15 protein-coding genes and 1 riboswitch are annotated in these 24064 nt (G+C 65.5%); all 15 genes read right to left on the reverse strand.

Features of this window, described 5'->3' with window-relative positions; genetic code table 11:
• Positions 1-14: 14 nt before the first annotated feature.
• The 15 genes from EO245_RS00045 to EO245_RS00115 all read right to left on the reverse strand — a co-directional run bounded on the left by EO245_RS00045 (position 15) and on the right by EO245_RS00115 (position 24043).
• On the reverse strand, positions 15-4181 hold the full coding sequence (locus tag EO245_RS00045; RefSeq protein WP_128891014.1) for a hypothetical protein: 4167 nt from the start codon (positions 4179-4181) through the stop codon (positions 15-17).
• Entirely contained in the window at positions 4181-6136 is a 1956-nt protein-coding gene (locus EO245_RS00050; protein WP_128891015.1) for a hypothetical protein, read from the reverse strand. The genes EO245_RS00045 and EO245_RS00050 overlap by 1 nt, the downstream gene beginning before the upstream one ends.
• Positions 6137-6140: 4 nt before the next feature.
• A complete protein-coding gene (locus EO245_RS00055) occupies positions 6141-8096 on the reverse strand; it encodes a heme-binding protein (protein ID WP_234026906.1) in 1956 nt (651 codons plus the stop codon).
• Between the two features lie 28 nt (positions 8097-8124).
• Positions 8125-9495: a multiheme c-type cytochrome gene (locus EO245_RS00060; protein WP_128891017.1), complete on the reverse strand. Its 1371-nt coding sequence runs from the start codon at positions 9493-9495 to the stop codon at positions 8125-8127.
• Positions 9496-9781: 286 nt separating this feature from the next.
• A complete protein-coding gene (locus EO245_RS00065; RefSeq protein WP_128891018.1) occupies positions 9782-10504 on the reverse strand; it encodes a hypothetical protein in 723 nt (240 codons plus the stop codon).
• Positions 10491-12569, reverse strand: coding sequence for an adenylate/guanylate cyclase domain-containing protein (locus EO245_RS00070; protein ID WP_128891019.1), 2079 nt, complete (start codon positions 12567-12569; stop codon positions 10491-10493). The genes EO245_RS00065 and EO245_RS00070 overlap by 14 nt, the downstream gene beginning before the upstream one ends.
• Positions 12570-12676: 107 nt before the next feature.
• Positions 12677-14251, reverse strand: a complete 1575-nt coding sequence (gcvPB, locus tag EO245_RS00075; protein ID WP_128891020.1) for an aminomethyl-transferring glycine dehydrogenase subunit GcvPB — start codon at positions 14249-14251, stop codon at positions 12677-12679.
• Complete coding sequence (gene gcvPA, locus EO245_RS00080; RefSeq protein ID WP_128891021.1) at positions 14248-15615, reverse strand: aminomethyl-transferring glycine dehydrogenase subunit GcvPA; 1368 nt, start codon at positions 15613-15615, stop codon at positions 14248-14250. Before gcvPA ends, gcvPB begins: the two co-directional genes overlap by 4 nt.
• Before the next feature lie 27 nt (positions 15616-15642).
• Positions 15643-16014, reverse strand: a complete 372-nt coding sequence (gcvH, locus tag EO245_RS00085) for a glycine cleavage system protein GcvH (protein ID WP_128891022.1) — start codon at positions 16012-16014, stop codon at positions 15643-15645.
• A 3-nt stretch (positions 16015-16017) separates the two neighbouring features.
• Entirely contained in the window at positions 16018-17220 is a 1203-nt protein-coding gene (gene gcvT, locus EO245_RS00090; protein ID WP_128891023.1) for a glycine cleavage system aminomethyltransferase GcvT, read from the reverse strand.
• 147 nt (positions 17221-17367) lie between these two features.
• Positions 17368-17466: riboswitch (glycine riboswitch) on the reverse strand.
• Between the two features lie 74 nt (positions 17467-17540).
• Entirely contained in the window at positions 17541-18497 is a 957-nt protein-coding gene (locus tag EO245_RS00095) for a sulfite exporter TauE/SafE family protein (RefSeq protein ID WP_128891024.1), read from the reverse strand.
• Positions 18473-21088 carry a methionine synthase gene (gene metH, locus EO245_RS00100; protein ID WP_128891025.1) on the reverse strand — a complete coding sequence of 872 codons (2616 nt, stop codon included), beginning with the start codon at positions 21086-21088 and terminating at the stop codon, positions 18473-18475. Before metH ends, EO245_RS00095 begins: the two co-directional genes overlap by 25 nt.
• On the reverse strand, positions 21088-22134 hold the full coding sequence (locus EO245_RS00105; protein WP_128891026.1) for a homocysteine S-methyltransferase family protein: 1047 nt from the start codon (positions 22132-22134) through the stop codon (positions 21088-21090). Before EO245_RS00105 ends, metH begins: the two co-directional genes overlap by 1 nt.
• Positions 22131-23060: a methylenetetrahydrofolate reductase gene (metF, locus tag EO245_RS00110; protein ID WP_128891027.1), complete on the reverse strand. Its 930-nt coding sequence runs from the start codon at positions 23058-23060 to the stop codon at positions 22131-22133. The genes EO245_RS00105 and metF overlap by 4 nt, the downstream gene beginning before the upstream one ends.
• Positions 23057-24043: a metalloregulator ArsR/SmtB family transcription factor gene (locus EO245_RS00115; protein WP_128891028.1), complete on the reverse strand. Its 987-nt coding sequence runs from the start codon at positions 24041-24043 to the stop codon at positions 23057-23059. Before EO245_RS00115 ends, metF begins: the two co-directional genes overlap by 4 nt.
• Positions 24044-24064 lie beyond the last annotated feature (21 nt).

Below are 24064 nucleotides of genomic sequence, written 5' to 3' on the forward strand. Positions count from 1 at the left end.
AACGGGCGGGCCGCTTACTGGCCCATGCCTTCCGCCTTGCCGTTGAGGTACGGGCCGCGCCCGCCGACCCATGCGGTCATGTCCGGCTCGTCGGTGACCTTCCACGGAATGCCGCCGCGGGTCAGGAACAGGCGCTCCATCTCCGGCCGGGTGAAGGGGCGCGAGCCGAGGCGACCGAAGACCGCCATCTGCCCGCCCGTCTCGTCGACCCCGCGGTCGCGGTCGAGGCCCTTGCTGAGCGAGATCGCGGGCGACTTGGTCTTCGCCCAGGCGATCATTTCCGGCTTGGGCGCGGGGCTGAAGCCGTAGAAATTGCGCTGGCTGTCCGGGCTGGTCAGCTGCAGCACCTTCATCCCGTTCACCCCGTCCGCGACATAGGCGAACAGCGTCGCATTGGTCGATCCGACGATCACGTCTTCCGCATCGTTGAGCGTGCCGCCGAGCGTCACCTTCTGGTAGATGCGCGGCGCGAGCGGGCGGGTGACGTCGACAATGACGAGGCCTTCCTGCTTCGCCGCGACATAGGCGTAGGTGCGCGCGATATAGATGCGCTTCGCATTGGCGAGCGGGACAGTTCCCTGCGGCATCGGTACCGGGTTGCGCAGATTGGTGACGTCGAACAGCTTGAGCCCCTCGGCATCGGTCACCCACAGGTAGCGGAACTGGATCGCCGATGCGCGCGCGTCCCTCATCTCGCGCACCGCGGCAAGCTGCGGGTTCTCAGGGTCCGCGAGGTCGACCACGACAAGCCCCCGGTCGGAGGTGATATAGGCGATCTCGCCGGCAAGATGGATGTGGCTCGCCCCGGTCAGCACCCCGCCCTCGTTCCACGCATCCGAACCGTCGGCGAACTCGAGGCGGCTGAGCTTGTTGTTGCGGAATTCGCCGTCGGCCATCGTGTTGATGTTGACGAGGATCAGCCCTTCGACCGCGTCGGTCACCACCGCGTAGTTGTAGATCGGCAGGAACGGCTGCTCCTGGTTCGCCTCTCGCATCGCCTGCGTGTTGCGCAGCGGGTTGATCGGCTGGTTGGTCGGCAGCGCCATGCAAGTCGCGTTCTCGGTGTCGACATGGGTGTCGTGCCCCATCGAACTGAACGGCGCGGTGATGATGCGCTCGCTCACGCCCTTGTTGCCGATCGAGGCGACGTCATAGACGCGGAAACCGCCCTTGCCCTCGGCGACGAACATGTACTCGCCGCGCAGCTGGAGGCATCCGACGCGGTCGCTCGTGCCCTCGTGGACATTGGCGAATTCCTCGAATGGCTTGGTCTCGCCCGACAGGTCCTCGTCGAAGGCCTTGCCGCGCACCCAGTCCTTCAGCTCGCGGTCGTTGTCCTCGACGTGCTGGCGGTAGTAATCGGGGTAGGCATATTTGTGCAGGTAGGAGCCGAGCACGGCTTGCGGCTCGTCCCATTCGGTCACGCGGATCGCTTCGAACCCGCCTTCGAGGCCAGTCCAGGCGTTGAGGCCGACGAAGTTCACGAAATTGGTGCCGAGCAGCAGCACCTGCGCCATGATCGCATTGTTGTCGTCCGCTTCGGAGAGGTGGCAGTCGGAACAGGTCTTGGTCTCGGTCAGGCGGACAGTGTGCGGGAAGTGCGGCGCGAAGGCCTGGCTCGAGAACCCGCTCGCCGCGATCGGCGGCTGCTGGATGTAGATGCGCTCGCGATTGATATTGGTCGAGGACAGCACCAGTGCCGAAGTCGAGCGGATCGGCGCGACCTGGTTGCCCTTGGTCGTCTGGTGCTTGCCGAGCTGGAACATCTGGTCGCGCGCAACCTGCGGGTTGTAGGTCGCAAAGTTACGCGTGCTGCCGTTCTCGTAATGGTGGTCCTTGGTCTTCCAGTTTGCCTCGATCGGCAAGTGACAGCCGCCGCAACTCGTCGTCCACGAGAGGTGGCAGGTGAAGCACGCCATCTCCGGGTCCTTGTGCGCGCGGTTTTCGGGCGCAATACCGGTGCCGAATTCGAACGCGCCGGTTTCTGCCCCGTCCTCGCTCATCAGCTTGGCGCGGGCGGACTTGGAATTGAAATAGGGGCTTTGCGGATCGACGCTGTCCTTGGTCAGGCTGACTTTCCATTCGAGGTCCGGGTTGACGATCGAGCGCTGGACGAGCGCGCGCTGGCCGTTCTCGTCCCAGATCCATTCGAACCGGCGCTTGCCGTCCGGGTTGCGCAGCAGCGCGAGGTCGTTGCCCTTGGGCGGCGCGGCAGGCCCACTGGTGCGAAGCGTCGGATAGGCATCGGCCGTGCCGTGGCAGTCCTTGCACCCGATCTCGATCGCATTGGCGACTTCGCCGTAAATCAGGCCGTTGCCGTGGCTGTCCTGCGCGAAGTGGCAGTCGGCACATTGCATGCCCTTCTCGGCATGGATGCTCATAAGGTGGACCGCCTTGCCCGGATTGGTCCCCGGCTCGACGAACTTGCCCTCGCCTTCCTTGCGCCATTTCTCCGGATCGTCCGGATCGACGATATTGCCCTCTGCATCGAGCAGGTTGCCTTCGCGGTCGCGCTTGAAGATCGCGCGGAAGTTCCAGCCGTGGCCGTGATAGTCGGCGAACTGCGTGTCCTTCAGCTGCGGGTTCAAGTCATAGACATTGCGCAGGAAGTCGAGGTCGGCCCAGTTGCCCTTGGGCGCAGCGCCTTCCGGGTTGCGGTCGAGCACGGCGCGCACTTCCTCTGCGGTCGGATACTTCTGCTCCTTCGGCCACATGAAGGGCGCGTCGGATTCGTAATCCCACATGGTGTAGCCGAGGTAGGAATTCAGGAAGATATTCGGCTGGTGCATGTGGCAATTCATGCACTGCGCGGTCGGGATCGAACGCGTGAAGACGTGCTGGAGCGGGTGGCCCTTCTCGCGGTTGCGGGCGATCGCGCTCTTCGGATCGTCGTCGGCGTATTTCTCCGCCTCGGCGATGTCGCCGGGCGCGGCGCAGGTCTGCGTGCCTGCCGGTTGCTTCACCGCACCGTGACCGCCCGATGCAGCGTAGCCGTGATCGTCATCACCTTGGTCCGACTTGCCCTTGCCATAGCCGTCAGCGTGGCTTTCGGTCTTGTTGCAGATCGTCGGGTCGGAGGTGATCGTCTGCCCGTCTCGGCCATATTGCGCGTAGATCGAGGAATGGCGCGGCTCGCGGTCGTTGGCATAGACGACGTGGCACGCCGCACAGCCCGAATGGCGATAATCGCCCGGCTGGTCGTTCGTGCCCATGTACCACATGAAGGGGTCGTTGAGACGCGTCTTGTGGATGTTGAGCACGGGGATTGCGACGCGAAGGCCCGTGCCCATGCCGCGGTTCGACTGCTTGAGATCGGGCCGTCCGGGCTCGTCGAGGCGCTGGATGCTGCCGGTCGGGTTCGGCAGGCCGATTTCCGGGAAGACCGGGTTGATGACGCGCCCGCCGCGTTCGAACACGCGGAAGACATCGCCCGGCGGGGTCACCTGCCAGGTCGGCAGCGGATAGAGCGCCGCCAGCGCGCCGCGCGCCTTCTGGTTTTCGGTCACCGTTCCGGGCGGGTCGCCGGGGCTGAGGATCTTGGCCGGCTTGCCGTCGCGCGTATGCGATTCCCCGACGATGTAGTTTTTGAACGGCAGGATACCGTTGTTGTAGGCCGCACCGCCCCACAGCATCGCGCCGGTCGCCATGATCGAGCGCTCGCCCGCCTCGATGATCGGCATGTGGCACGCTCCGCACGCCTCACGCGCGACGCGGTAGTCGCTCGGGTTGACGAAGCGGATGAACTCGGGCGCTTCCTTGTTCAGCAGGACATAGCTGCGCTTCGGGTTGGCCGAGGACGGGAAGTGCCAGTCGTCTGGATATTTCGGCAGCACATGCGCCGCATCGCGCGCGGCGACATAGGCCGGGTCGTCATGCGCAAGCGAGCTGTCGCCCTGCACCGTCGGATCGCCGCCGTGGCAGTCGATACAGCCAAGCTGGACCGCCGGCGTCATATGCATGGTCGGCGCATCGGTCTTGACGTGGCACGAATAGCACCCGTCCGACTTCGCCATCATCTGCTCGACCGTCTGGCGCGCAGGTGCCGCCTCCGCCCGGACCTTGGAATAGTCACGCTCGACCTTGCGCGACTTGTCCGCCGCCTGGCCCTGCCCGGCGACCAGCAGGGCGGCCCCGAAAACGAGGGCGGCGATCCACAAGGTGAGTTGGCGCAAGGCTGGCATCAGTAGGTCAGGATCACGTTGGCGAGCACCGAGTAGTAATTGCTATCGTTGCCGAGGTTGTCGAACAGGTCCTGGAAACCGTCTCCGGACAGGAGCGCGGCTGCGGACAGGCGGAATACGATGTTCTGCGTCGCCTTCGGACGCCAGATGGCGGAGGCCGAGACGTCCCAGCCGATTTCCTTCGGGATCGAGCCTTCGTTGCGCAGCGCCTCGATCGTGGCGGTATCCTCGAACCACAAATGGTTGGCATTGGCCGAAACACGAAGTTCGGGAGTGAGGTCGAAATCCGCGCCCGCGCCGAGCAGGATGAGGCCCGGATTGTTGAAGTTCGACTGCCCCTGCTCCTTCGAGCTGCGCAGGTTATTGAGGATGCCGTTTCGCCCGTTCACGCTGACCGCGCGGCCACCGCCTGCAAAGGGGATCGTCTGGCGGATCCAGTAGGACGTGTCGGCCCCGGCGAAGATCGGGTTTTCGAAGACCGCGTCGAAGCCGCCTTCCTTGTCGTCATAGGGGTCGCTGTCGCCGCTCTGGTAGAGGCCCGACAGGCGGAAGCGCATCCAGTCCTTGTCGTAGCTGAGCTCGGCTGCGGCGAAATAGGCTTCGATGTCGGCCGGACGGTCGGTGAAGAAGCTGTTCCGGTCCTCGCCGAGCGCGGCATAGGCGCTGGCGGTAATGTTGATACGCCCGACGCGCCCGTCGGCATTGTAGCCGAGGTAATAGACGTCGTAATCGCGCCCGCGCAGGCTGCCGAGCAGCGCGGGGCGAACCGGGAAACCATTGTCGTCGATCTGGATGTCGTCGGCTTCGCGGTTGCGATTGTAGGCGAAGGTCACCTGGCTCGTCAGCGCCGGGATCAGGAAGTCCTGCCGGTAGGCGTTGGCGACGAACAGGAAGTCGTCCCGCGGCGTCTGCAGGATCGCGTTGAGGCCGCTGTTGGTGTCCTTCTCCAGCCGCCAGAATGCCGCGAGGTTGAATTGGAAGCGGTTGTTGTCGCGGTTACCGAACAGGCGGATGCCGAGCTGGTTGTCGTTGAACAGGAAGCCACGGAAATCGGCCTGGAACGGCTGGATGCCGGCGCGCACCGAGATGAAATCGTAGCGCGAATTGTCGTAGCGCCCGATGTGGTAGTCGACGAAGGCTTCCTGCACGCCGAGGAACTGGTCGAGACGGTCGGATCCCTTGCTCGGCTCGACGAACAAGACGCGCCGCTCGGGCACATCGACGTAGTTGATGTTGTAGGCGAGCGTGACACGGTACTCGACCGTCGGCGGCTTGTAGGCCGTGCTGCCCTTCTGCAGCGCCGCACCGACGATGAAGGTCTGCGACAGCACGGTACTGAAATCATTGCCGAAAACGTCGATCCGGTCCGGGTCCTCGGTCGTCTGCACGCCGACGGGGATCGGGAAGGTGCGCGGCTCGTAAACCGTGTCGCTGATGCCGGTCAGGATGAGAAACCAGTCGTCCTCTTTCAGGAAGCCCGGCCGCTTGCCCTTGGGCAGCGGACGGTCGCCCTTGAGCACGTTCTGGCCGTAGGGATCGAGCTTGCCCGTGCAGTTGTACTTGAGCGCGGTGAAAATGCCGTAGGCCGCCGGATCGTTGCGCTGGTCCTTGGGCGGACAGAGCGATTGCAGCAGGCGCCAGCGATCGGGGATCGGGATACCGTCCGCCTCGACGAAAGCCTCCGGCGGCGGCGCGCGGAAGGCCCCCTCGTTATTCTGGTCGATCTTGTCGGGAAGCTGGTCCTGGTAGCCTGGACGGCGACGTTCCTCGAGCTCGTTCTGGGTGTCGACCGCGGGCGGTTCGGACGGCTCGACCTCGAACGGCGGACGCTCCGGCTGCTGCTCCTCGACCGTCGCCTCAACCGCGACATCCTCCTCGCCCGGACGCTGGCGTTCCTGCATCGCGGGCTGCGCCGAAATGCTTGCCACGAGCGGGAGGATGATCGGGTGCACCATCGCTCTACAGGCCCTCGCAGACGTTCTGGTCGGCCGTGTCGAGGAACGGCGCGAAGGGACAGTTGACGTAGCGCAGGCGGACCTGGCGGCTCCCGACGCTCACGAGGATGCGATCGGCGCGAATGTCCTTCGGCGCATTGCCGATGCCGCCGACCCGCAGTCCGGCATTATGCGCACCGAGGAAGCTGACCATGTCGTCCTGATCGATCCCGTCGCCCGAAACGCCGATCCCGCCGACAAGCTGGTTGCCGCGGTATATCGGCACCGAGCCGGGGAAGATCTGGATGCCGTTGGCAACGCGCGGGCGGCCGGCAGGCGATGCCGGAAGGCCGGTGCAGCCGATGGCGGTGTCCGGATTGGCGCCGAGTACGAAGCCGACATGCTGGACGATGTTGTTAAACACGAGATCGGTCTGCAAACCGACTGCGAACGGGCTGAATTGCGAGCTCTGCTCGACCGAGAACGGACCCGGCGGTCGCCCGACCTCGCCATCGGGGAAGTAGGGCCGCGACAGGTTACCGCCCGACCGGTCGGCGAAGGCGAAATTCCCCGTCAGCGCATTCGGATCATTGAGGAAGGTCCGGGCGCGCTGGACGTAGGGCGCTGCTGCCGGTGCAGCGAGCATTTCATTGGCGGCGACCGGGTTGGAGAAGAACGCAGCCGTGCGCGCCTTTTGCAGCGATACATCCGTGCCGAACATCGGCCCGTCGGGCGAGCGTACGATGCCGAGAATCTCGCCATTGGTATCTACCAGGCTGATCGTCGCCTGCATGCGGCTGTCGAGCGGACGGCGGATCTGCGCGCGGGACCGGCTGAGGATGGTGAAGGCTTCTTCGAGCACCGCGCGTGCCTCGGCGGCCGACAGCGGTTGTCCGACGCTCGCGCCATCGGTGCCACCGCGCACCGGATAGCGGCCATTACCCGCGCCGTCGGTCAGCACATAGGCGTCCGGCAGGCTGAATTCCGCCGCCGTCGAGCGGCGTACGCCCGACGCCTCGGTTCCGTAGGCGATCCCCGAGCGGAGCGTGCCGTCGAAGTAACCCGTCACCGCGCGAAGCATGCCGAGCGGACCATTCACCGCGCCGAAGCTCGTCTGCAACGGCGAAAGGTCGCTCACCGTCATGTCGGTGAAGCGCAGCGATGTGCCATCGACGGTGATCCGGTTGGCGGTAATTTCGGGAGGCGGCGCAAATCCCTGGATGCCCGCGAGCGCGATCGCTTCCTCGTCGTCGACATCGACATCGAGGATATTTGTGTCGAGGCCGTAGTCACCGTCGCCGACCACGCCGATGCCGCCCACGACGACACCGTTCTTGTAGAGCGGGAAGCCGCCCGGGTCGGCTGCGAGCCCAAGCGGCGAGCGCTTGGGACCGATGAAGGCACCGTTGCCGACATTGCCGTTGAACCGTGCCGACAGGTCGGAGCACGGCAGCTGGCTGAACTGCACGCCGAACAGCGGCCCGCTTTCAAGACCCACCGTGCTTGGCGCGGGCGGGAAGTGTTCCTGCACGATCTGGCTTGCCGTGCGGCTGGAAAACGCATTGCCGCCGCTCGACAGATATGCGCCGGTGATCGCTTTCGCGATGGCCGCAGTGGTCGAGGGGACGTCGACGCCTTGCAGCCCTTTTTCGCCGCCTTGCGGAGCCTGTCCGCCGATGGTCGTGCGGCTGACCTGCGTCGTCGTCGGAGCGCCGGTCATCTCGAACACGGCGAGCACATTGCCCACCCGGTCGACCACCGCGATGGTCGAGGGCAGGCCGCGCGCATTCGCCTCGCCCGCCGCCTGCGCAACGACCTGCTGCACGTCGGCAACGGACAAGGATTCGAGCGCCGGATCGGCGAACAACCGGCCTTGCGGCGGTGGTGTCGGGCTCGGCGCGGGCGTGCCGCCGGTCGGCGGGGGCGCGCTGCCGCCATCCCCACCGCAACCGGCGAGCGCCAGCGCAATCGCTGCAGTCATGCAGGCGAGAGGTCCCCCACGCCGCATATTATTTCAGTCTCCCGATCGCACCGGCCGCTCGCCCGAGCGAGGCGCGGAACTGCGCCGGACGATAGGTCTCGGGGCTGCGCACGGCGGCATAGGCGGTGTTGATATCCGCCCGGATACCGGCCGCCGCGCCGACCGTGATGCGGCCCTCGCGCACCAGCGAGTTGAGCAGCGTGTCGATCGCCATGACTGCCTGCGCCGAGCCGGTGTAGTCGGTGAAGCGCGGCGAGGTCGCTTCGTTGGCAATCATCTGCACCACCGCGAAAGCATCGTTGTTCGAATAGGAACGCGCCGCCAGTGCGTCAGACAGGGCCGCGGCTTCACCGCGCAGCTTCTGCGCTGCGCGAACCGCTTCGCCGCGACCTTCGCCCATTGCGCGGTGGAATTCCTTGCTCGCGGCATCGAAAGCCGAAGCGCGGCCCGGTGCGAGCGTGCGAGACACGGCGGAGAGCATGATGATGTTCTCGTCGTTGTAGGGCGCCATGCCGAAGGGGATCGGGCGGCCCGGGTTCGTCTCGAACGTGCGGCGCGCCTGCGGCCCGTCGGTGATCGGGCGGTGGCAGCTGTGGCAGTCGTAGAAGTAGTACTGCGGGAAGACGCCCTTCATGCCGAATTGCGGCCGGGCGAAAAGATCGGTCGAGCGCGCGACCGCTTCCGCCTGGCCTACTGCCCAAAGGCGCACGCTGTCGGTGCGCGGCTTGCGCGCGAGGTAGTCGGCGTCCTCGTCGTGATGCTGCTGGAGCGCGGAGAAGAGGTCGAGCTCGAAGGAAACGCGCGGATGCCCGGCGGCCATCATGCCGTGGGTGACGAACTGGCCGGTGTCGGTGCTGCCGAAGTGGCAATCGAGACAGACATTGGCGCGCACCTGCGGGCGCTCCAGCGGGGTCAGGCCGTTAGCGACATTGGAGGCATGGGTCGCCGGTTTCGCATAGTGCAGCGCGAGCCACGTCGCGGCGGGGCCATGGCAGGTCTCGCAGCCGACGCCGTCGGAAATCTGGAAACGCGGGCCCTTGGGAATGCCCGGCTCGTAAGTCGCGTGGCAGCCGAGGCAGGCCGGCGCCTGCGTTGCCGGACCGAGGCCGAGGCTCGCGGCGATCTGCTTGCCGCGCGGGCTGGCGAGCACCGCGTAAGCCCGGCTGTGCGCGCCGCTGGCCGAGGAGGGTTCCTGCCAGGTCGCGATTTCATCCTGCCGGACGACTTCGCCATTGCCTTCCGCACGGCCGTGGCAGGTCGATCCCGCGCAGGTCGCAACCCCTTCGAGGCGCGGCCCGCTAGCCTGCGCATCGGCGCGCGAACCACCGGCGATAATGAGAGCAATGCCAGCTGCGATCGGCAGCGCGGCCGTGACAATGCGTGTTCCCCCGAACCCCATCACAGAACTGTCCCCCCGGCCGCGCAGTCTATGCGACCATGGGTCAGCTTCAAGCCCCTGGGGTCAGATTCTTTGTGCGGAGCAGGCGGGACGGCCTGCATCCCACGGCACCCGGCAAACGCATTCGCGGCATTCACGTCCATCAGCCTCCCCTCCGCCTGCATCCCACACGATGCTGGCGAAAGCCCCCTCGGGCTAGTCCCAGTTGTCCGCCTGCTGCCGCCTTCGTGGCGTGTCTCGCAGGGGTCCGCGACCCGGTTCGGCTAGTGCCTGAAATCAGACACTATCATATCATTTTCTCCGCGAGGAGGTCCAATTGCGCCATGCAGCCTTTCTCGATCAGCTGCTCGGCAAGACCCTCCGGCGTATCGGCCGGTTCGGCCAGCGTCCTGAAAGTGATCGTCTGCGCCTCGCCGGTCGGACCGGTGATGACGTATTCGGCATCTTCGGAGAACGGCATGCGCTCGGCATCCCACCCGGCGAGCGACTGGTCCTTGGCGAAGGTCACATGCAGGTGCTCGGGCGTGGTGGTGCTCGAGATCATATAGGTCGAGGCCTGGTCGCCGCCCGGACGGAACAGCTGGACGTCGGACAGGCTCGGCACGCACATCGTTCCCGATTTCGAAACGTCGACATACCACAGATTGCTGCTCGTCGGGCTGGCGGTTCCAGTCGGAGCGCGCGTCGCCCCGGTGCGCACGCGGCTGCGCGAGCGCTGGCTGGTCAGCCGTGCGAAGGTCGAGCGGCGGCTGGTACCGCGCGCCGCGACACGGTGCGTACCGGGTCCGCGAATGACCCGCGTGCCGCCATCGGCGAGGATCGTCAGCGTGTCGCCCTCTTCCAGCGTAACCGTGCCTGCATCGTCGAGCTTCTTGCCGACGGGGTATTTCGAAGCCGACGGGCCGCTCGACTTGACGACGACGCCTGCCTGCGCGCCGCCTGCCAGCGACAGCGCGAGCGCGCCGCCCGCCAATGCGATCGCCTTGCGAAGTGATTTAGCCGAGAACATAGGCATTTCCCTCACCCAAGTTGCGCATCCGGTGCAGCAGGTTGTGCAAGGCCGTATCGGCCGGATGCCGTGCTGCGACCTGTTCTACCAATGTGACCGCTTCGGTATTGTTCTTTTCCGACAATATCATGGCCTCGGCCAATATCTTGCGGTCCTCCTCCGGGAAATCCGGGGCCGGCTCCATGATATCGACCGGGCGCGCCCGTCCGCGCAGCACTACTCTGCCCATCGGTCGCCACCAGTCGATGCCGGACAGTTCGGCAAACTCTCGGCTCGCCATGACGCTGGATTCGAGCGCCTTGTTGGCCGCTTCGAGCCGAGCCGCGGTATTCATGCTGTCGCCGAGCGCAGTGTACTGGATGCGCGTGTCGCCGCCGAAATTGCCGACGACCGCATCGCCGTAGTGAAGCCCGACGCGGGTCTTGCCGATCTTCGGCAGGTTCGGGTCCATCCTCGCGACCTCGCGCCGGAAAGCCTCGCCCGCCTGCCACAGCGCGTATCCTGCCTTGGCCGCGCGCTCCGCATCGTCCTCGCGCGCGATCGGTGCGCCCCAGAAAGCGACAACCGCATCGCCGACGAACTTGTCGATCACCCCGCCGTGGTCGAGCACGACCTGGCTGAGCATTTCGAGATACCGGTTGAGCAGCTTGGCGACCATCTCCGGCTCGAGCGCGTGGCTCATCTTGGTGAAGCCTTCGAGGTCGGAGAAGAGGACGTAGATCGCTTTCTTCTCCCCGTGCAGCGAGAGCAGCTTGGGATTGTCGATGATCTCCTTCGCCATCTCGCGCGGCAGGTATTTGCCGAGCGCGCCTTGCGCGAAATTGCGCTGCACCGCGCCTGCCGCGCGCGCGGTCGAAGTGATCGCGGTGAAGGCGACGATCCACCCGGCAAGCCAGCCTGCGGCCGGAAGCTCGTAAGTATCGACGCCGCGCGCATGCATCACGAAGGGCACGCCGAGCATCACGGCAAACTGCACTGCGAGGATCACGTAAATGCGCCAGTTACCCCATTCGAGCAGCCCGGTCAGTACCGCCATGGTCACGAACAGGATGGCGAAGGCCCACAGCGTGATCGACAACGGTTTTTCCAGCGCCTCGCCGTCGAGCATCTGGGCGAGCATTTCCGCATGCACCTGCAATCCGGGCGGCTGGATGCCCGTGCCTTCCGTCATGGTCGTCGTCACCCGGTCGACGTCGACGAGATTGCCGCCGATGAGGACGTATTTGCCTTCGAACAACGGTCGCAGCTCATCCTGCACTTCCGGGATCGCGAAGATTTCCTCGTCTGCCAGCGTATCGATCGGGATCATCGGGAAGAGCGTTTCGGACACATTGCCTTGCCCATCGTCGGCAAAGTCGTCCTGCCCGCTGCGCGCAGAGAGGCGATAGCGGATCGCGCCCGCATAGCCGGGTAGCGTCGCATCCCCCTCGCCCGCACCGGCCAGCATGGCGCGGGTCAGGGTCGGGGGCAGGCGCTCGTCGGGCTGCGGGAACAGGCGCGTCACGCCGAGTTCGTTGTCGAGCTGGATGCTAGCCGCGACCGCGTCGCTCCCTTCGAGACGCGACATGAACTCTTCGAGATACTGCTGCTGCTCCCAGACGATATCGCCCTCGTTCGCTTCCTGCAGGACATAGGCGACCGAAACCGGCGTCTCCATCGAGCGCAGGGTTTCGACAAGCTCGTCGTCCTCTGCCTGGGGCTGGTCGAACAGGATATCGATGCCGACCGCCTTTGCGCCCAGCTGGTCGAGATTGCGCAGGGCTGCAGCCAGGATCCCGCGGTCGAGCGGCTGGCGTTTCTGCGCCTGGATCAGCGTCTGTTCGTCATAGACCAGCAGGACGATCCGGTCGTCCGGCTCGACTTCCTTGGCATCGGCAACGAGATAGGCGCGCAGGTCGTAGAAGCCGGCTTCGGCGTCCTGCAGGATCGGTACGAACCAGCTGAAGCGCGCGAGCAGGAGGGCGATACCGACGAGCAGCACGGCAAGGCCTAGGCGGTTCGGCCCCGCCTCGCGCACGTTGCGCCAGCCGCGCTTGATGAAGCTCTCGCGTGTTTCCTCGCTCAAATCCGCCCTCCCCGCGGAATTGCGCGCCCCGTTTTTTGCTTTGCTTATGCGGCGTTGTGGGCAAGCGGGCTTGTCATTGCAAGCCTGCTTGCCCGATCACCGGGCTGTCAGGCCATGTTCGGATCGCTCCACGCGAGCACCGGCTTGCGCGCGGCCTGCGTCTCGTCGAGACGGCGGCGCGGCGCGTAGTAGGGCGCCTGCTTGAGCGCTTCGTCACCGCCCTTCGCGCGTTCCGCAACATTGCGGAAGGCCGCGATGAACTCGTCGAGCGCCGCCTTGCTTTCGGTCTCGGTCGGTTCGACCAGCATTGCGCCGTGGACCACCAGCGGGAAATAGACCGTCATCGGGTGGTAGCCTTCGTCGATCATCCCCTTGGCGAGGTCGAGTGTCGAAAGCCCGTTCTCGAAACCTTTGTCGCCGAACAGCGCCTCGTGCATGCAGGGCCCGCTCGCCGCGTAGGGCGCGTGGAGGATATCCTCGAGACTGCGCAGCACGTAGTTCGCATTGAGCACTGCATCCTCGGCGACCTGCTTGAGGCCGTCCGCGCCGTGGCTGAGGATATAGGTCAGCGCGCGAGTGAACATGCCCATCTGCCCGTGGAACGCGGTCATACGGCCGAAGGCATCGGTATGGCCGAATTCTGCGGCATTCTCTTCCTCGACCAGCTGGACGCTGCCGTCCTTCATCCGCGCAGTGAAAGGCAGCGGGCCGTAGGGACACAGCGCTTCCGACAGCACCACCGGGCCCGAGCCTGGGCCGCCGCCGCCATGCGGGGTCGAGAAGGTCTTGTGCAGGTTGATGTGCATCGCATCGACGCCGAGGTCGCCCGGGCGCACCTTGCCGACGATCGCGTTGAAGTTCGCACCGTCGCAATAGACGAAGCCGCCGGCCTCGTGGACTGCATCGGAAATCGCCTTCATGTCGCGCTCGAACAGCCCGCAGGTGTTCGGATTGGTGATCATCACCGCCGCTACGTCCGGGCCAAGCCGCTCTTTGAGCGCCGCGAGATCGACCCTGCCGTCCTCGGTCGCGGGAATATCCTCGACCTCGTAGCCGGCGAAGGCCGCGGTGGCGGGGTTGGTGCCATGCGCGCTTTCGGGAACGAGCACGACCTTGCGCGCATCGCCGCGCGCTTCGAGCGCTGCACGGATGCACAGGATACCGCACAGCTCGCCATGCGCACCCGCCTTCGGGCTCATCGCGACGCCTTCCATGCCGGTCAGCTCGATCAGCCAGTGCGCGAGTTCGTTGATCACTTCGAGCGCGCCGCGAATGGTCGACTGCGGCTGCAGCGGGTGCACGTCGGCAAAGCCCGGCATGCGCGCGACCTTCTCGTTGAGGCGCGGGTTGTGCTTCATCGTGCAGCTTCCCAGCGGGAAAAGGCCGAGGTCGATGGCGTAGTTCTGGCGCGACAGGCGCGTGTAGTGGCGCACCGTTTCCGGTTCGGTCAGGCCGACGAGGCCGATCGGTTCTGCGCGGTCGAACCCGCCTAGCCGGTTCGGCGCATCGGCGGGAGGTTCGGGCAGGTCGACGCCGGTGGTTTCGGCATGGCCGATCTCGAACAGCAGCGGTTCTTCGAGCATCAGCGCACGGTTGCCGGTGACGGTCGCCGGGCCATTGTGCATGCCGTCTTCCGCCGGGTTCATCTCGGGCTTCCAGCCGGACTTGTTGGGCGCGTTCATGCCAGCTTCTCCTCAAGCGCCGAGGCAAGCGTTTCGATGTCTTCCTCGCTCGTCGTCTCGGTCACCGCGACGAGCAGGCTGTCGGCGAATTCCTCGACCTGCGGATAGAGGCGGCCGAGCGATACGCCTGCGAGCACGCCATTGTCGGCAAGGTCGCGCACGACCTGCCGCGCATCGGTGCCGAGGCGAATGGTGAATTCGTTGAAGAATGTGTCGTTGAGGATCGTCACCCCCGGCACCTTCGCCAGCCGGTCGGCAGTGAGGCAGGCAAGGCGGTGGTTTTCCGCCGCGAGCCTGCGCAGGCCCTTCTCGCCGAGCAGCGTCATGTGGACGTTGAAGGCGAGCGCGCACAGCCCGGAATTGGTACAGATGTTCGACGTCGCCTTCTCGCGGCGGATGTGCTGTTCACGGGTCGAAAGCGTCAGGACGAAACCGCGCTTGCCCTCCGCATCGACCGTCTCGCCGCACAGGCGGCCCGGCATCTGGCGTACGTGCTTTTCGTCGCGCACGGCGAACAGGCCGAGGTGCGGGCCGCCGAACTGGAGACCGACGCCGAGCGCCTGGCCTTCGCCGACGACGATATCCGCGCCCAGCTCGCCCGGCGACTTGATTGCACCGAGGGCTACCGGCTCGGTGTTGACCGCGATCAGCAGCGCGCCCTTCTCATGCGCGGCCTCGGCGATTTCGGCGAGGTCGGGGATGCGCCCGAGGATATCGGGATACTGCACCACAACGCAGCTCGTGTTCTCGTCGATCCGCGCGATCAGCCCGGCATTGTCGGGCTTGGCCTGGATCGCCGGTTTCGCGCTGGCGATTTCGTCGTCGGTGAACTTCGCCATGGTCTTCACGACCTCGGCGTAATGCGGGTGCAGCGCACCGGAGAGGACGACCTTCTTGCGTTTTCCGCGGGCAATGCGGCTCGCCATCGCGACCGCTTCCCAGCACGCGGTGGAGCCGTCGTACATCGACGCATTGGCGACCGCGCAGCCATAGAGCCTTGCGACCTGCGTCTGGAACTCGAACAGCATCTGCAGCGTGCCCTGCGCGATTTCCGGCTGGTAGGGCGTGTAGGCGGTCAGGAACTCGCCGCGCTGGATGATGTGATCGACGCTCGCCGGGACATGATGGCGATAGGCCCCCGCCCCGAGGAAGAATGCCGCGTCCGCCGCCGCGAGGTTCTTTTTCGACAGGCGGCGCATGTGCTTCTCGACCGCCATTTCGCTCGCATGGAGCGGCAGGCCCTCGATCGGCCCTTTGAGCCGCGCTTCTTCGGGAACGTCGACGAACAGGTCGTCTATATTTGCGGCGCCGACCTTGGCCAGCATTTCGCCGCGGTCGGTATCGGTCAGGGGTAGGTAGCGCATGTTCTATCCTCGATGCGCCGAGCGGGATCAGAGCCCGTCGACGAACGCCTTGTAAGCCTTGTCGTCCATCAGCCCTTCGAGCTCGGATTTGTCGGCGATGGTCAGCTTGAAGAACCAGCCGTCTTCCTCGGGCGAGGAATTCACGAGGGCGGGATCTTCTTCGAGCGAGTCGTTCACTTCCATCACCTCGCCGCCGATCGGGGCGTAGACGTCGCTGGCTGCCTTGACGCTCTCCACCACGGCAGCATCCTTGCCCGCTTCGAGCACGGTGCCGACTTCGGGCAGTTCGACGAAGACGATGTCGCCCAGCTGTTCCTGCGCGTAGTCGGTGATGCCGACCGTCGCGAGGTCGCCCTCGACATCGATCCATTCATGTTCGTCGGTGAAGTAACGGGCCATCGATCAACTCCCTCGGTAATAGCGATGCGGGACAAAAGGCATTGGTGCAACGCGCGCAGGCAGGCGTTTGTTGCGAACTTCGATTTCGAGCTCGGTACCCTCGGCCACGTAGTCGCTGCCGACATAGGCCATGGCGATCGGGTGGCCGAGCGTGGGCGAGAAACCGCCGCTGGTGACGCGGCCAACTTCGGTATCGCCGGAGAAGACCAGCGCGCCTTCGCGTGCCGGAAGGCGCCCATCGAGGACGAGGCCGACGCGGCGCGAGGCGCAACCTTCGCTCAGTTTCGCAGCACAGGCCGCGTGGCCCATCCAGCCGCCGGTTTCGCGGCGCTTCTTGGTGAGGGCGAAGGTCAGGTCAGCGCTCACCGGATCGGTCTCGGTATCGAGGTCGTGGCCGTAGAGCGGCAGGCCCGCTTCGAGCCGCAGGCTGTCGCGCGCGCCGAGGCCCGCCGGGCGGATTTCGATTTCCGCCATCAGGCGGTCGGCCAGCGATTGGGCGAATTCGGCAGGGACCGAAATTTCGAACCCGTCCTCGCCGGTATAGCCTGCGCGGGTGATGCGCAGCGGCCATTCGCCGAAATCGTAGGTCATCGACTGCATGAAAACGAGGCTGTCGGGCACGCCGCGCATGACGCGGGCCAGCGCCTGCGCCGCCTTCGGACCCTGCAGCGCGATGAGCGCCTGCTCGTCGAGATGCGTCATGGTGATTTCGTCGGGCAGATGCTCGCGCAAATGGCCGATGTCGTCCCACTTGGTCGCGCCGTTGACGACGAGATAATAGGCCGGCTCGCCCCAGTGGCCTTCGGTCCCGGCCTCTTCGTCGCCTTCGATCCACTCGGTCGCATTGGTGACCATCAGGTCGTCGATCACCCCGCCATCCTCGTTGAGCAGCAGCGTATAACGCACGCGCCCCGGCTTCAGGCTGGAGATCGCGCCCGGCACCAGGGCTTCGAGCGCTTCGGCAGCACCCTCGCCGGTGATCATGAGCTGGCCCATGTGGCTGACGTCGAACAGCGAGGCGGAATTGCGGGTCCACTCGTGCTCGGCTACGATGCCTCCGCCCGCTTCCTTGGCATACTGGATCGGCATCATGTAGCCGGCGAAGGGAACCATCCGCGCACCCTGCGCGCGGTGCCAGTCGCCCAAAGGCAGTTCGCCCGGCGTTTCGTTCTCTACTTCGGAATTATCGATCGCTTCGTCGCTCATGCACGGTCCCTGACAGGTGGCCGCACGCTTCCCGGCGAAGCTGCGTGCCATGCCCCCTCTGTCAGGAAACCTGAGAGCTTGGCCCGCGAATGGGCAGGCTTACCCCTTCGGTGGCCACGACCAGGCGCGGCGCTTTCCAGAGTGTCCAAGGTACGAGCGGTCCCGTGTGCCTGAGAGTTTCCGGGGCGGTTGCTCCTTCGGCGCCGCATCGCTGCCCGCGATTGCGAACTCTCCCGCTCGTCCGCCTGCAGAATCGCTCCTGCAGAAGACGCCTGATGCCCTGCGCGATTGCGTGCGGCCCGTCAATCGCCAAGCAAGCGCTAGCCGCGATTCAGCCACAGGAGATAGAGCGCCGAGAGCATGATCCACGCGCCGCCCGCAGTCTTGAGCTTGCGCGCGCCCAGCCACAGCGCGATCGGGCGGGCGAGGAAGGCCCCCAGCATCGCGCCGGGGGCAGCGAGCAGCACCACTTCCCATTGCACCGTCCCTTGCCCGATATGCCAGGCGAGTCCCGCAATGACGCTCGCGGCCGAGATCACGCAGGCCGTGCCGACGCACAGCACCACCGGATAGTGACGCAGGAACAGGTAGAAGGCGACGAGTTCGCCTATGCCGACCGAGAACAGCGCAGTGAGCGCTCCGCCCGGGATGGCGATGAGCGCGAGCATCGCAAGGTCGACCGGGGCGAGGCGCTCGCGTTCGGGGATCGCGCGATTGAACGTCCAGGTCGCGACGATCAGCGCCAGGCCCAGCAGGATCGAGAAGGTCTTGTATCCAAGCAGTACCGCCTGCCCGTCGAATGGAACCAGCCGCTGCGTCGTAAGGAGCGCCGGAAGCGAGAGTGCCAGCACCAGGGCACACACCAGCCAATAGTCACGCGGGACGGCGCGCGCCTCCAGCCTGCCCGGATCATGCTGGTGATAGAGCCGGTCGGTCCAGCGAAGCGCGCCGAGGCTCATCCCGAAAGACTGGATACCCATCGACACGGCGACCACCTGCAACGGGTCGAGCGACATGACGCCGAGATCGCGCAGCGCGTTGAAGACAGGAACGAACACCACGCCGCCGCCCGTTCCGCTCGCATTGGCGATGATTGCGCCGATCACTCCGACACCGGGCAGGAACCACAAGGCCTCGAGCAGCGATGCATCGGTATCGACCAGCCACCAGCAGGCGGCATAAACAGCCGCGAGCACCACGCCGCCAATGATGCTCAGCCGCGAGCTATGCCGCAGCGTCGGCTGGACGGAGTTCAGTCGAGATTGGGCCTGAGCCATCGCTCCGCCGTAGCAAGATCGACCCCGCAGCGCGCGGCATAATCCTCAAGCTGGTCGCGGCCGATGCGAGCGACGCCGAAATACTGGCTCTCCGGATGGCCGAAATAGAACCCGCTTACCGCCGCGGTCGGCAGCATGGCGAAGTTCTCGGTCAGTTCGAGCCCGGCATTGGCGGGCGCGTCGAGCAGGTCGAACAGGATCGGCTTGAGCGAGTGATCGGGGCATGCCGGATAGCCAGGCGCCGGGCGGATACCGCGATACTGTTCCTTGATCAGCGCCTCGTTGGTCAGCTGTTCGGCCGGGGCATAGCCCCACAAATCGGTGCGGACATGCTGGTGCAGCCGCTCGGCAAAGGCTTCGGCGAAGCGGTCGGCGAGCGATTTGAGGAGGATGTCCGAATAATCGTCCTTATCGGCGAGGAAGCGCTTCGAATGCTCCTCGATCCCGTGGATGCCAACCGCGAAACCGCCGATCCAGTCGCCTGCCGGATCGATGAAATCGGCAAGGCACATGTTCGCCCTGTCGCGCGACTTCTTGATCTGCTGGCGCAGGAAGGGAAGGACGACATGGTCCTCCTTGTCGTCGAGATGGATGGTGACATCGTCGCCGTCGCGCGCGCAGGGCCAGAAGCCTGCAACCCCGCGCGCCGTAAGCCATTTCTCGCCGATGATGCGGTCGAGCATCGCATCGGCATCGTCCTTGAGCGTGCGCGCCGTGTCGCCGACCACCTCGTCGTCGAGGATCGCGGGATAATTGCCGTGCAGTTCCCAGGCGCGGAAGAACGGCGTCCAGTCGATGTATTCGCGCAAGTCGGCAAGCGACCAGTCGTCGAACACGTGGAGGCCGGGCTTGAGCGGGGGCGCGGGCTTGTCGCTCAGATAGGCATCGTAATAGTTCGCACGCGCTTCCTCTAGCGTCAGCAGGACGCTCTGCGCCTTGCCTTCGCGCGCCTCGCGCACCTTCTCGTATTCCGCGGCGGTGGTGGTGACGAACTCGTCCTTCTGCGTATCCGACAGCAGCCTGCTCGCGACGCCGACCGCTCGGCTCGCATCGAGCACGTGGATGACCGGACCCTCGTAAGCAGGATCGATCTTGAGCGCGGTGTGCACCTTGCTCGTGGTCGCCCCGCCGATCAGCAGCGGCAGGTCGAGCCCCGCGCGCTGCATTTCCTCGGCGACCGTGACCATCTCGTCGAGCGAGGGGGTGATCAGGCCAGACAGGCCGATGATGTCGGCGTTCTCGTCCTTGGCTGTCTGCAAGATTGTCGACCACGGCACCATCACGCCGAGGTCGATCACCTCGTAGCCGTTGCACTGCAGGACCACGCCGACGATGTTCTTGCCGATATCGTGCACGTCGCCCTTCACGGTCGCCATGACGATCCGGCCCTTGGCCTTCGCGCCCTCCTCCTTCTCCGCCTCGATGAAGGGGATGAGGTGGGCGACGGCCTTCTTCATGACGCGGGCGGATTTCACCACCTGCGGGAGGAACATCTTGCCGCTGCCGAACAGGTCGCCGACCACGTTCATGCCGTCCATCAGCGGGCCTTCGATCACCTCGATGGGGCGACCTCCGCTGTCGGCAAGCGCCTGGCGCGCCTCCTCGGTGTCCTCGACGACATGCGCGTCGATACCCTTCACCAGCGCGTGCTCGAGCCGCTTGGCGACCGGCCAGCCGCGCCATTCGGCGGCTTCCTTTTCCGCCTTGGGATCGCGGCCCTTGTAGCTCTCGGCAAGCGCGATCAAGCGCTCGGTCGCATCAGCGCGACGCATCAGGATCACGTCCTCGCACGCCTCGCGCAGGGCCGGGTCGATCTGGTCGTAAACGTCGAGCTGGCCCGCGTTGACGATCGCCATGTCGAGCCCGGCGGGGATCGCGTGGTAGAGGAAGACGGAGTGCATCGCGCGGCGCACCGTCTCGATGCCGCGGAAGCTGAAGGACAGGTTCGACAGGCCGCCGCTGGTCTTCGCATGCGGGCAGGCCGCCTTGATCTCGCGCACCGCCTCGATGAAATCGAGACCGTAGCGATCATGCTCCTCGATCCCCGTCGCCACGGCGAAGATGTTGGGGTCGAAGATGATGTCTTCCGGCGGGAAGCCGATGCCGGTCAGCAGATTGTAGGCACGGGTGCAGATTTCGACCTTGCGGTCCTTCGTGTCCGCCTGCCCCGTTTCGTCGAACGCCATCACGACCACGGCAGCGCCATAGTCCATGCATTTGCGCGCCTGTTCGAGGAACGGCTCTTCGCCTTCCTTCATGCTGATCGAATTGACGATCGGCTTGCCCGACACGCATTTGAGCCCCGCCTCGATCACCTCCCACTTAGAACTGTCGATCATCACCGGAACGCGCGCGATGTCCGGCTCGGCAGCGATCAGCTTGAGGAAGGTCGTCATCGCCTTCTCGGCGTCGAGCAGGCCTTCGTCCATGTTGACGTCGATCACCTGCGCGCCGTTCTCGACCTGCTGGCGCGCGACCTCGACGGCGGTGGCATAGTCGTCCGCCATGATGAGCTTCTTGAACCGGGCCGAGCCGGTCACATTGGTTCGCTCGCCGATATTGACGAAACGGGCTGTTGTGAGGTCAGGCATCAGGCTGCAATCGTGAAGGGTTCGAGGCCGGCGAGGCGCATGTTTTCATCGAGCGTCGGGATCTTGCGCGGGGGCAGTCCCTCGACCGCTGTCGCCATGGCGGCGATGTGGTCGGGGGTCGAGCCGCAGCATCCGCCGAGGATGTTGGCGCGCCCATTTTCCGCCCAGACACGCACCAGCGTCGCGGTGGTTTCGGGAAGCTCGTCATATTCGCCGAGCTCGTTCGGCAGACCCGCGTTGGGATAGGCCATCAGCAGAGTGTCGGCGATGTCGGAGAGCAATTGCACATGCGGGCGCAGCTGGTCCGCGCCGAAGCTGCAATTGAGCCCGATCGTCACCGGCTTGGCGTGGCGCACGGTGTACCAGAATGCTTCGACCGTATGGCCCGACAGGTTGCGGCCCGACAGGTCGGTGAGAGTGAGCGAGATCATCAACGGGATGTCCTGCCCCAGCTCGCGCTCGAGCTGCTTGACCGCCATGATCGCCGCCTTGCAATTGAGCGTGTCGAACACCGTCTCGATCAGGATCGTGTCGCAGCCGCCTTCGATCAGCGCTGCGGCCTGTTCGCGGTAAACGTCGACGATCTCGTCGAAGCTGACTTCGCGATAGCCCGGGTCCTCGACATTGGGGCTGAGCGACAGGGTCTTGTTGGTCGGCCCCATCGCGCCGCACACGAAGCGGGGCACGCCGTCCGCGGCCGTAGCCTCGTCGCAGGCTTGGCGTATGACCTTGGCCGCGGCGACGTTCATCGCGCGCACGAGGGCTTCGGCACCGTAATCCGCCTGGCTGATGCGATTGGCATTGAAGGTATTGGTCGCAAGAACGGTGGCGCCGGCCGCGATGTAGCTGTCGCAGATGCGGCGGATGACCTGCGGCTGGGTCAGGTTGACGAGGTCGTTGTTGCCCTTCTGGTCGGCTTCCAGCCCCGTGTCCCCGGCATAGTCCTCCGCCGCGAGTTTCGCGCGCTGGATTTCGGTACCGTAGGGGCCGTCCTTGATCAGGATGCGCCTGGCAGCTTCGGCCTGGAGTTTCTCGCGAACGCTCATGCCGCCTGCTCCTTCGCGCGCATGCCGAGCATGTGGCAGATCGCGTAGCTCAGCTCCGCGCGGTTCAGCGTGTAGAAGTGGAACTGGCGCACCCCGCCTGCATAAAGCCGGCGGCACAGCTCGGCGGCGATGGTCGCGCTTACCAGCTGGCGCGCGGCGGGCCGCTCGTCGAGCCCGTCGAACAGGCCTTCCATCCAGTGCGGGATCGCCGTGCCGCACAGCCCGGCCATGCGCTGGACTGCTGCGAAGCTCATCACCGGCATGATTCCCGGCACGATCTCGCCCTCGATTCCGGCCTTCGCCGCCTTGTCGCGGAACTCGAAGAAGCACTGCGGATCGAAGAAGAACTGCGTGATCGCTCGCGTCGCACCGGCATCGAACTTGCGTTTCAGATTGTCGAGATCGGCCTGCGCATCGGGCGAATCCGGGTGGACTTCGGGATAGGCGGCGACCGAGATTTCGAACGGGGCGACTTCCTTCAGGCCCGCGATCAGCTCGACCGCATTGGCATAACCGCCCGGATGCGGCGTGTAGTGCCCGCCGCCATCGGGCGGATCGCCGCGCAGGGCGACGATGTGGCGGATACCCTCATCCCAGTAATGGCGCGCGACCTCGTTCACCTCTTCCTTCGTCGCGGCGACGCAGGTGAGGTGGGCGGCGGCTGGAATGCCCGCTTCCTGCTGGATGCGCACGACCTGTTCATGGGTGCGCTCGCGGGTCGAACCGCCTGCGCCATAGGTTACCGAAACGAAGCGCGGCCCCAGCGGCGCAAGCGTATCGACGCTTTCCCACAGGGTCTGCGCCATCTTCTCGGTCTTGGGCGGGAAGAATTCGAACGACACGTCGATATCGCCGCGCAGTCCTTCGAACAGCGGACTGTCGAGCGCGGTACGTGCCTCGTGCATCTGGTCGAGCGTCGGGTTCATCCCGCGATTGTCCTTCCTGCCTGATTTTCGACAGCGCCCTTTCGCGTGCCGAGCCAGATCTTCACAACAAGTTCTCCGTCATCGAGGGCAATCGGAGCTTTCGGCTCGTAGCCGGCTTCGCTCAGCAGGGTTTCCATCGCACCATCGGTGAAACCGAGCCGGGCATGGGCGAAACGCTCGCGCAGTTCCTCGCGCTCGTGGGCGGCGAAATCGACGATGGCGATGCGCCCGCCCGGCCGGGTGACACGCGCCGCTTCAGTCAGCGCGACCGAGGGGTCCTGCGCGAAATGCAGCACCTGGTGGAGCAGCACGGTGTCGAAGCTCTGCGCTGCAAAAGGCAGCGAGGCGAAATCGCCCTGCACCAGTTCGACCACGTCGGACGGCAGGTTCTGCAACTTGGCGCGCGCGACGCGCAGCATGTCGAGACTCTTGTCGAGCGCCACGATCCGCTCGGTCCGGTCGGCGAAGAGTTCCGCCATGCGGCCCGTACCGGTGCCGATATCGAGCAATTGACCGAGGTCGGCCTTGCCCAGCGCTTCGGACAAGCGCTCCTCCACCTTGCCATCGGGACTGTGGAGCTTGCGCAGCTCGTCCCAGTCCTCGGCATGGCGGGCGAAATAGGCCTCCGCACTGGTTTCGCGTGCCGCCCGGATGGTCGCGAGATTGCGGCGGTCTTCCTCGCAGGCGGTGGCGAATTCGGGGTCTTCGCGCTCGGCTATGGCAAGCAGGCGCTCGACCGCTTCGCCGACCGGGCTGTCGTCGCCGCGAGCGGTCGCCGCGCGCAGGAAGACCCAGCTACCTTCACGGTGCCGCTCGGCAAGTCCGGCATCGCACAGGATGCCGATGTGGCGGGAAACGCGCGGCTGGCTCTGCCCCAGCACCTGCGCGAGTTCGCCCACCGCCAGTTCCATGGCGGAGAGCAGCCGCATGATCCGCAGCCGCGTCGGGTCGGCGAGCGCCCTCATGGTTGCCTCGATGCGCATGGGCAGGAGACATATAAAGGT

The sequence above is a fragment of the Erythrobacter sp. HKB08 genome (assembly GCF_004114695.1).
In the GTDB taxonomy this organism is placed as follows: Bacteria; Pseudomonadota; Alphaproteobacteria; order Sphingomonadales; family Sphingomonadaceae; genus Parerythrobacter_A.